Origin of the sequence: Corynebacterium sp. HMSC055D05 (assembly GCF_001810365.1) — a bacterium.
In the GTDB taxonomy this organism is placed as follows: Bacteria; Actinomycetota; Actinomycetes; order Mycobacteriales; family Mycobacteriaceae; genus Corynebacterium; species Corynebacterium coyleae.
Map to the genome: position 1 here is coordinate 22,553 of NZ_KV801046.1, position 8,687 is coordinate 31,239.

Annotated in this window: 9 protein-coding genes; 7 read left to right on the forward strand and 2 right to left on the reverse strand. The window is 63.2% G+C overall.

Features of this window, described 5'->3' with window-relative positions; genetic code table 11:
- The first annotated feature begins 57 nt into the window (after nt 1–57).
- A complete protein-coding gene (locus HMPREF2734_RS03235) occupies nt 58–783 on the forward strand; it encodes a peptidyl-tRNA hydrolase (protein WP_070569160.1) in 726 nt (241 codons plus the stop codon).
- Here HMPREF2734_RS03235 and HMPREF2734_RS03240 read toward each other — a convergent pair.
- On the reverse strand, nt 773–2,731 hold the full coding sequence (locus HMPREF2734_RS03240; RefSeq protein ID WP_070569163.1) for an ATP-dependent DNA helicase: 1,959 nt from the start codon (nt 2,729–2,731) through the stop codon (nt 773–775). The genes HMPREF2734_RS03235 and HMPREF2734_RS03240 overlap by 11 nt on opposite strands.
- A gap of 3 nt (nt 2,732–2,734) precedes the next feature.
- Entirely contained in the window at nt 2,735–4,060 is a 1,326-nt protein-coding gene (locus HMPREF2734_RS03245; RefSeq protein WP_070422592.1) for a nicotinate phosphoribosyltransferase, read from the reverse strand.
- 94 nt (nt 4,061–4,154) lie between these two features.
- On the opposite strand from HMPREF2734_RS03245, the gene clpS reads away from it, so the two are divergent.
- From clpS to HMPREF2734_RS03275, 6 genes are all read left to right on the forward strand, one after another.
- Entirely contained in the window at nt 4,155–4,454 is a 300-nt protein-coding gene (clpS, locus tag HMPREF2734_RS03250) for an ATP-dependent Clp protease adapter ClpS (RefSeq protein WP_070422616.1), read from the forward strand.
- Nucleotides 4,455–4,463: 9 nt separating this feature from the next.
- Nucleotides 4,464–5,003, forward strand: coding sequence for a DUF2017 domain-containing protein (locus HMPREF2734_RS03255; RefSeq protein WP_070422591.1), 540 nt, complete (start codon nt 4,464–4,466; stop codon nt 5,001–5,003).
- Between the two features lie 9 nt (nt 5,004–5,012).
- Nucleotides 5,013–5,972: a P1 family peptidase gene (locus tag HMPREF2734_RS03260; protein WP_070451234.1), complete on the forward strand. Its 960-nt coding sequence runs from the start codon at nt 5,013–5,015 to the stop codon at nt 5,970–5,972.
- A gap of 216 nt (nt 5,973–6,188) precedes the next feature.
- Complete coding sequence (locus tag HMPREF2734_RS03265) at nt 6,189–6,851, forward strand: rhomboid family intramembrane serine protease (RefSeq protein ID WP_070451271.1); 663 nt, start codon at nt 6,189–6,191, stop codon at nt 6,849–6,851.
- On the forward strand, nt 6,848–7,666 hold the full coding sequence (gene murI, locus HMPREF2734_RS03270; protein WP_070451231.1) for a glutamate racemase: 819 nt from the start codon (nt 6,848–6,850) through the stop codon (nt 7,664–7,666). Before HMPREF2734_RS03265 ends, murI begins: the two co-directional genes overlap by 4 nt.
- Nucleotides 7,667–7,729: 63 nt before the next feature.
- Nucleotides 7,730–8,497: an MBL fold metallo-hydrolase gene (locus HMPREF2734_RS03275; RefSeq protein WP_070451229.1), complete on the forward strand. Its 768-nt coding sequence runs from the start codon at nt 7,730–7,732 to the stop codon at nt 8,495–8,497.
- The last annotated feature ends 190 nt before the right edge of the window (nt 8,498–8,687 follow it).

Consider the following 8,687-nt stretch of genomic DNA (forward strand, 5'->3'; position numbering starts at 1 on the left):
CTGAACTCAGCCCCCGCTTCGGCGGGGGCTTTGTTGTGTCGACTACCCTGAACCACGATGAACGCCGCCACAACCGAAATCACAAGCGCATACGAGCTGCTGCGGGAACGCGTCGCAGATGACTACCGCCAACGCAGCGAGGATCCAAACGACCCATCGACAGTGCAGGCGATGCAACTCGCCATCAATCTGCCCAAGCAGGATCCGCCCAGCCGCAACGCGGTGCTTGTTTGCGCCGCCCGCGCCGTCGTCGCCGTATGCCTCGACTCTCGTGCGGGCATCGATGGCTTCTGGCGCGACGGGGTAGAGCAGTGGTATTCACACCGCATCCGTAAGGTTGCCCGGAGGGCACGGAACAAGGCTTGGGATGACGTGCAGGCGTTACCTGGGGTGACAGTGGGATCGGTACGCGCGTTTGTTCCGTCTGCTGTAGGGGATGTGCCACATGCGATAGCCAAGTTGCAGATCAAGGGCACAGAACTCGAGGAGGGCGAAGACCTGCCGCTCGTCGAGGGTGCTCCGTTGATCGCAGTGGACAGTTCGCTTGCGATGTCCGCGGGCAAGGCGGCCGCACAGGTAGGACACGCCTCAATGTTGCTTGCTGCGGCGCAGGACCTCGAGTGGGTGCTGGACTGGGCCGAGCAGGGGTTCCCGCTAAACGTGCGTGAAGTGTCTGCTGATCAGTTCCGTGAGTACTGCGATCGGCCAGGTGCGGTCGCGGTGCGAGACGCGGGCTACACGGAGGTCGCGCCCGGTTCCACCACCGTGGTGGCTATCCCTTAGCCACCAACCTCTTCAACGCGCCGCGAACGACCTCGGGGTCGGTGGTATCCCAGAAGGCGGGGAGGCTGCGGCGGATAAACGAGCCGTAGCGCTTCGTCACTAAGCGATTGTCCAGCACTGCCACGACCCCGCGGTCATTGACGGAGCGCAGCAAGCGGCCGGCACCTTGCGCCATGAGCAGCGCCGCGTGGGTGGCGGAGACCTCCATGAAGCCCGACCGGCCGGCGGCATCGGCGGCGTTCGCTCGGGCCTGCAACAGGGGATCGTCGGGGCGGGGGAAGGGGATGCGATCGATGATGACCAGCGAGCACGAGCTCCCTGGAACGTCGACGCCCTGCCACAACGTCAGTGTGCCGAACAGACATGAGTTCTCTGACTTGGCAAAACTATCCACCAGTACACCGGTGGAGTCCTCGCCCTGCAACAAGATGTCGAAGGGGAGGCGGGCCCGCATGGCTTCGGCGGCCTGTTCGGCGGCTCGTCGAGAAGAAAACAGTGCCAGGGTGCGGCCACCGGCGGCGGTGATAAGGTCCGCGATCTCATCGAGCGTTTCCTTCGCAAGCCCATCGCGGCCCGGGGTGGGCAGGTGCTTCGCGGTGTAGAGGATGCCCGACTTGGCGGGGTCGAACGGGGTGCCAGCGTCGAGCGAGTCCCAGGTGCCCTTCGGCAAGCCCCAGGCGCTGGCCATGGCGTTGAAGTTGCCGCCGACCGTCAACGTGGCAGAGGTAAGCACCACGGTGCGCTCCCCGAAAAGCCGTTCGTGGAGCAGCCCCGCGACCGACAGGGGCGCGACGGAGACGGAATCGCCGTGGCGGTCGGAGCGGGTGAGCCACACAACGTCGGTGTGCTTGGCCGGATCCGGCTCGTCGAACACACCGAGGATGCGCACGATCGCGTCGTGGAGATCCTCCAAGTGGTTGGTCAGGTTGCCACGCTCCGCAAACTTCTCCGGATCGTTCTGGGCCTCACCCTCGGGCGGTTCGCCGATGGCCTGGCGGGTCTTCCACAACGCGTCGCGCAGAGCGACAAAACCACCACGTGCCGGGTCGGAAATGGTTTCCCACCGGCCGGGGGCTTCGAGGTCGATGGCGGCGGTGAAGTCGTCGATAACGTCCTCGAGTGTTTCGCGTTTCGCGCCAAGCTTGTCGGCACGCCGAGCTGCCATGGCGAGTGCGCGTGCGGAAATCTCCGCGGTAGCGACCGAGGTGATGCGTCCGTCGAGTTCGTGGGCCTCGTCGATAATCACAGCATCGTGCTGGGGGAGCACGTCCACATCGGCGAGGGCATCGATAGCCAGTAGTGCGTGGTTGGTGACCACGATGTCCACGTCCTTGGTGCGCTCCCGGGCGATCTCCGCGAAGCAGTCCTGGCCGTGCGGACAACGCGTCGCCCCCAAGCACTCACGGGAGGTCACCGAAACTTGGCGCCACGCCTGATCTGGCACACCAGGAACCAGATCGTCGCGGTCACCGGTCGGGGTGTCCTGTGCCCACTCGGCGACGCGCTTGACGTGTTTGCCCAGCCAGGTCAGATCCTCTTCCTCGATGAGGGTGTCGCTGGGGTCCTCCGCAAGCACCTTGTGCAAACAGACGTAGTTGTTACGGCCCTTTTGGATGGCAAAGGTTGGTCGCTGGGGCAGGAGAGGCTCAAGCGCGTCGGCAAGGCGCGGCAGGTCACGGTCGACCAGTTGGCGCTGCAGCGCGATCGTCGCAGTGGAGACCACAACGGTTGTGTCGTGCATCTGTGCATAACGGAGCGCAGGAACCAGGTACGCCAGGGACTTACCCGTACCAGTGCCTGCCTGAACGGCAAGGTGACGTTCGGAATCCAACGCACGAGTGACCGCGTCGGCCATCTTGACCTGGCCAGGCCGGCGCGAGCCGCCGAGCGACTCGACGGCAGCCGAAAGCAACTCACCTGTGCTGTGCGAAAGCGGTTCGTCTGCCACGGCCTACTCGGTGGGCTCCGGAAACCCGATAAAACGGGTCGGGATGGCAACCTCGCCGCGCGACAGAGCGAGGCCCTCCCAGGGCAGGGTGGTGCGTGCTTCGGCGTGCAGCTTTCGGCTGTCCTCGATGCTTGGCTGGTTGTCCAGGACCTCACCGTCGCGGATCATCGGCACGGTCAGCTCGCGGTAGTCCAGGTTCGGCTTGCGGGGGATTTCGGCGCCCATCGGGTGGATAATCTCGCCCACCGCAACGCCGGAGGAGCGGTACGCGCGAAGCGCAGACTTGCCGCCGCCGTAGGTGACCTTGCCGGAAGAACGCTTGGCCACGGGGTGGCCTTCGACCTCGACGAGCTTGTAGACCAGGCCAGCCGTAGGCGCGCCGGAGCCTGTCACCACAGAGGTGCCGACGCCGAAGCCATCGACTGGGTCGCCGCGCAGACCTGCGATGGCGAACTCATCCAAGTCGGAGGAGACGATGATCTTGGTGTTGAACGCACCTGCCTCGTCGAGTTGCTTGCGCACGCGGCGTGAGACGATGCCGAGATCACCAGAATCGATACGCACCGCGCCGAGTTCGGTGCCAGCAACCTCGAGCGCGTTGTCCACGCCCTTGGTGATGTCAAAGGTATCCACCAGCAGCGTGGTGTCCTTACCTAGGGACTTAATCTGGCCGGCAAAGGCGGCCTTTTCATCGGGCTGGCCGTTCTCGTCGACATGCAGCAGCGTCCACGAGTGGGCGGCAGTACCGGACGCCGGGATGCCGTGGCGTAGCGACGCCTCCATGTTGGAAGTTGCGTCAAAACCCGCGATGTAGGTCGCACGTGCAGCCGAAACGGCAGCCTCTTCGTGGGTACGGCGCGAACCCATCTCGATAATCGGCCGGCCGTCTGCCGCGGAGACCATACGCGACGCGGCGGAGGCAATCGCGGAGTCGGCATTCAGGATGGACAGGATGACAGTTTCCAAGATGACGCACTCGGCGAACGTGCCGCGCACCGTCATGATTGGGGAGTACGGGAAGTACAGATCGCCCTCCCGGTAGCCGTCCACCTGGCCGGAGAAGCGGAAGTTGCGGAGATATTCGCGTGCTGCATCGGAAAGGAAATCGGCGGTTGCGATCTGCTCTTCGGTGAAGCGGAAGCGGGTAATTGCGTCGAGGGCACGCGCGGTACCTGCGACGACGCCGTAGCGGCGCTCGTTGGGCATGCGGCGGCCAAAGACTTCGAAAACACACTCGCGTTCGGCTGTGCCATCTTGGATGGCGGCGTCGAGCATGGTGAGCTCGTACATGTCGGTTAAAAACGCGGTAGAGGGCAGCGGTTGGTTCATGGTGTGCAAGCGTACCCTCCCGTCCCCTCCCGTCCGACGGGGTAAGGTGGTTCACATGTTTGCTTCAGCTCGCAACGCTGCCGAACCGGCGCATATGAGTTCGCCGATGGCTACCCCGGAGCTCGACGAGGCCGTCGATGTCGAGGTGGCCACGAGCGAGAACCTGCCATGGTTGTGCATTGTGTGGGACGACCCGGTGAACCTGATGAGTTATGTCACCTATGTGTTCCAGACGGTGCTGGGCTACGACCGCAAGCGCGCCCAGGAGCTGATGATGCAGGTCCACACTGAGGGCAAGGCTGTGGTCTCTTCTGGCGAGAAGGACAAGGTAGAAACCGACGTGAAGAAACTGCATACCGCCGGTCTGTGGGCGACGATGCAGCAGGCAGGGTAGGGGAGACGAATGCAGCCTTGGCGTAAGAAGAAGGGGTTGATGCGTTCAACCCCGAAGTACACGACCACGTTTGATCCGATGGAGCGTGAGGTCATTGGGGATCTCACGGCGACGGTGTCGGAGGCGTTGATTGCACGTGCGCAGTCGGCTCCGAAGGATGAGTTCGCGGAGATGATGGGGGTTTCCACCGGGCACACGGAGGCGCCACAGGATCCGAAGTTGGCTCGTTTGTTGCCCGACTTTGAGCGTGAGGGCGACGAGGAGTTCGAGGGCGACAACGGTTTGTTGCGCAGCTTGCATGAAAACGACATCATTCGTGCGAAGTTGATCAATCTGCAGGTGGTCAACGAGGCGCTCGGCCCCACTGGTGGCGTTGAGGTCACCATCGAGGAAGAAGACGCGCACAAGTTCATCGCTGCGGTCAACGACATGCGCCTCTACATTTCCGCTGACACTTCGGGTGGCGAGGGCGCTCAGCAGGAGCGCGCGATGCTCGTGGAGTGGCTCGCGTACTGTCAGGATTCTTTGCTCGACGCATTGATGGGCTAGCTCGAGCGCATGCGTATCGACGACCCCTTGGCCCGCATCGGCCACATCTCACTCGCGGACACTGGCGTGACCGCGATCCTCGCACCGCACGAGGCGGGCATGGTTGCCGCCGTCGACGTGCGCGGCGGTGGCCCTGGTACTCGTGAGACTGACTTGCTCGAGCCGCACAATACGGTTGAGCGCGTCCACGCGATCATGCTGTGCGGTGGGTCTGCGTTTGGGCTTGCTGCCGCCGATGGAGCGATGGCCGAGCTGGAACGCCGCGGTTGGGGCTTTCCGGTGTTCGGCGAAGACATGCCGGGCCCCCGGGTGCCGATCGTGCCTGCGGCGGTGATCTTCGACCTTGTCGTCGGCGACCCGGCACACCGCCCCACTGCGGCCGATGGTGCAGCCGCGATCACCGCCACCTTCGACGGTGGTGCAGGAGCGACCGGCAGTGTCGGTGCTGGCTGTGGCGCAACCGCTGGCGTGCTGCGGGGTGGGTTTGGCCAGGCCACGGTGAGCACGATGAGCACGGACGGCTACACGGTTGAGGCGTATGTGGTTGCCAATCCGGTTGGGATGGTCGTCGATAAGCACACCGGGCTCCTCTACGGCGATGGCGCGAAACCCGCGGTGGACCTGGAGCGGTTTAACGCGCTTGAGCGCCCCACACCGAAACTGAACACCACGATCGGTGTGATTGCCACGAATGCGCCGCTCACAAAGCCACAACTCAAGCGCGTGGCAATGACCGGACACGACGGCATCGCGCGAGCCATTCGCCCCGCGCACTCGCCACTCGACGGCGACACGTTGTTCGCAGTGTCCACCGCTCAACCTGGTGCGCAGCCGGTCAGCGATGTTGAAGCTTTCGGACGCATCGGAGAAGCCGGCGCCCAAGCAGTGCAGGCTGCAATCGTGGACGCTGTAGTAAACGCAACCGGTGACTTTGGTATCACCGCCTGGCGCGACATCGCACGCGCCTAGCGCAGGCAGCTAAGCTGCACCACGATGAACAATAACAACCACCACACCCCTGAAGGCTGGGGCTACGGACGCACCGAACAGCCCGGCTACGGCAAGCCGTTCCAGCGTCCGTTCTCCCACCCAGAGACCCAACCGCCCGCGTTCGGCGGCATGCCTGCGCCGGGTGTGCCACACAACCCCTATGCCAACCAGCGTCAGCCGTACGGCCAGCCGGGCATGGGGTTGCAGGGACAGGGTTACCCGGCGAGCAGGTCGCTCAAACGCAGGCAGCAGCGCAAATCCGGGCTGCGCTTTGCAGGTGGCTTCCTGGCCCTGATTTGGGCTGTGTTTATTCTCCAGCTCTTCTTCCCGTGGCTGCAGGGCTTTGGCATACACCCGCTGGACATCAACGGTCTGCCGATGATTTTCACCTCGCCGCTGCTGCACGCGAATCTGGAACACATCATTTCCAACTCGCTGCCGGGTGCGCTGTTTGCCTACCTCATCGGTTACTCCGGCAAGCGCGTGTTTTGGGAGGTGACAACGTTCGTTCTGCTCATCGGCGGACTCGGCACCTGGGTGTTCGGCGGTATTGGCACGAACCACATTGGTGCATCCGGCCTGGTGTATGGCTGGTTGGCGTACCTGTTGGTGCGTGGCTTTTTCAACCGCTCGATTGGTCAGATTCTTACCGGCTTAATCCTCGGCTTCTTCTACTCCGGTTTGATTTGGGGTGTGCTGCCGGGCACTGAGGGTGTCAGTTGGCAGGCGCACCTCTTCGGCGCGATCGGTGGCATTGTCGCCGGCATGATCATCACGTCTGACGATCCGCCGGAGCTCGCCGCGAAAAAGCATGCGAAGAAGCAGGCGAAGGCTGCGGAAAAGCAGGCGCGCAGGTGAGTAACCAGGTAAGCAACCAGGTAAGTAACAACGCGCCGATTGGGTTGTTCGACTCCGGTGTCGGCGGGCTGACCGTGGCGCGTGCGGTGATGGATCAGTTGCCGGGCGAATCCTTGATTTATATCGGCGATACCGCCAATAGCCCGTACGGTCCGCAGCCGATCGCGGATGTGCGCGCTCATTCGCAGCGCATTGCTGACGATCTGGTGGAACGTGGCTGCAAGATGCTTGTCATTGCGTGTAACACCGCCACCGCCGCGTTTCTCCATGATGCCCGCGAGCGCTACAACATCCCTGTCCTCGAAGTGATCCAGCCTGCAGTACGCCGTGCGATGGCGACCACCCGAAACAACAAGATCGGCGTCATTGGCACCGAAGGCACCGTCACCTCTGGTGCGTACCAGGACTTCTTCGCGGTCAACCCGAATGTGGATGTCACCGCTGTTGCCTGCCCTGATTTCGTCCCCCTCGTGGAGCAGGGCGTGACCTCCGGCAAGCATGTGCTCGAGGTCGCCCGCGGCTATGTGGAGCCGCTGCGCGAAGCAGGCGTGGACACGCTTGTGCTCGGCTGTACGCACTATCCGCTGCTTTCCGGCGTGATCCAGCTTGCCGTTGGCGATGATGTCACGCTCGTGTCCTCAGCGGAGGAAACCTCGAAGGATGTGTTGCGCGTGCTCACGGAGAGCGATTTGCTTAGCGACGACACCACCGCCCCAATCCGCATCTTCGAATCCACCGGAGATCCTGGCACATTCGATGAGCTCGCCCGCCGATTCCTCGGCCCTCAGGTGCATGCGGTGGGCAACAGACTGTAAAACTCGCCGTGCGCTTCGGCGATCCAGTGTGAAATTAGGGCGCATTCATGGCACAGTGTTTCCATGAAGTTGACCATCCTTGGGTGCTCCGGAAGCCTTGCCGCGCCGGGGAACCCCGCCTCCTCCTACGTCATTTCGGTGCCGGGTGAAACCGATGTGGTGATGGACTTTGGTCCGGGGGCGCTCGCCGCGATGCAGGAACGGTTCGATCCTGCTGCGGCCCACGTGATCTTCAGCCACCTGCACGCTGATCATTGCTCGGATTTCCCGTCGCTGTTGGTGTGGCGCCGATACCACCCGGAGGCACCGGCGAAGCAGCGCCACCGCCTTATCGGGCCTTCATACGCGGTTGAGCACTTTGGCCGCATGAGTGCCGATGGTCCGGATGATGTCGACGATTGCACCGACACGTTCGAGTTCACCACCTGGCGCACCCGCGAGCCGGAGACGTTGAGTGGTCTGACGGTCACGCCGTTTGAAGTGATCCACCCGGCCCAGGAGTCGCATGCGCTGCGCGTGGAGGACGCTGACGGCAAGGTGCTGACGTTCTCGGGAGACTCGAGCTACACGCCGTCGCTTATCGACGCCGCCCGTGGCGCCGACCTGTTCCTCTGCGAAGCAGCCTGGGGTGCGTCGTCGGAAGGCAAAGCCGAAGGCATGCACATGTCTGGCAAGGAGGCGGGACGCCTCGCCCGCGAAGCCGGGGTGAAGACGCTGGTGCTGGTGCACATTCAACCGTGGACTGACCCGCACAGTGTGCTTGAGGCAGCCCGTACTGAGTTTGATGGCGAGATTCTGCTGGGGCAGGCCGGCGCCGTCTACGAGGTGTAAGGGTCGGGCCTTACTGCGTTACCCCTTTTAAGGGGTGGAAGGTGACCTAGGGGGTCGGGTGCGCTAAATTGGCCACCACAACGACCGGTTCCGCTAGGCTACATCTTGAGTAGTCAGTCCAGGGCCGGTTTTCAAAATCTTGGGGGTAGGGGATCGTGGGTTAAGCGACAAAATGTGTGTCTGCTATCGG

Coding starts and splice junctions, on each gene's coding strand:
- HMPREF2734_RS03235 (WP_070569160.1), top strand. CDS start 58: ATGAACGCCGCCACAACCGAAATCACAAGCGCATACGAGCTGCTGCGG.
- HMPREF2734_RS03245 (WP_070422592.1), bottom strand. CDS start 4,060: ATGAACCAACCGCTGCCCTCTACCGCGTTTTTAACCGACATGTACGAG.
- clpS (WP_070422616.1), top strand. CDS start 4,155: ATGAGTTCGCCGATGGCTACCCCGGAGCTCGACGAGGCCGTCGATGTC.
- HMPREF2734_RS03255 (WP_070422591.1), top strand. CDS start 4,464: ATGCAGCCTTGGCGTAAGAAGAAGGGGTTGATGCGTTCAACCCCGAAG.
- HMPREF2734_RS03260 (WP_070451234.1), top strand. CDS start 5,013: ATGCGTATCGACGACCCCTTGGCCCGCATCGGCCACATCTCACTCGCG.
- HMPREF2734_RS03265 (WP_070451271.1), top strand. CDS start 6,189: ATGGGGTTGCAGGGACAGGGTTACCCGGCGAGCAGGTCGCTCAAACGC.
- HMPREF2734_RS03275 (WP_070451229.1), top strand. CDS start 7,730: ATGAAGTTGACCATCCTTGGGTGCTCCGGAAGCCTTGCCGCGCCGGGG.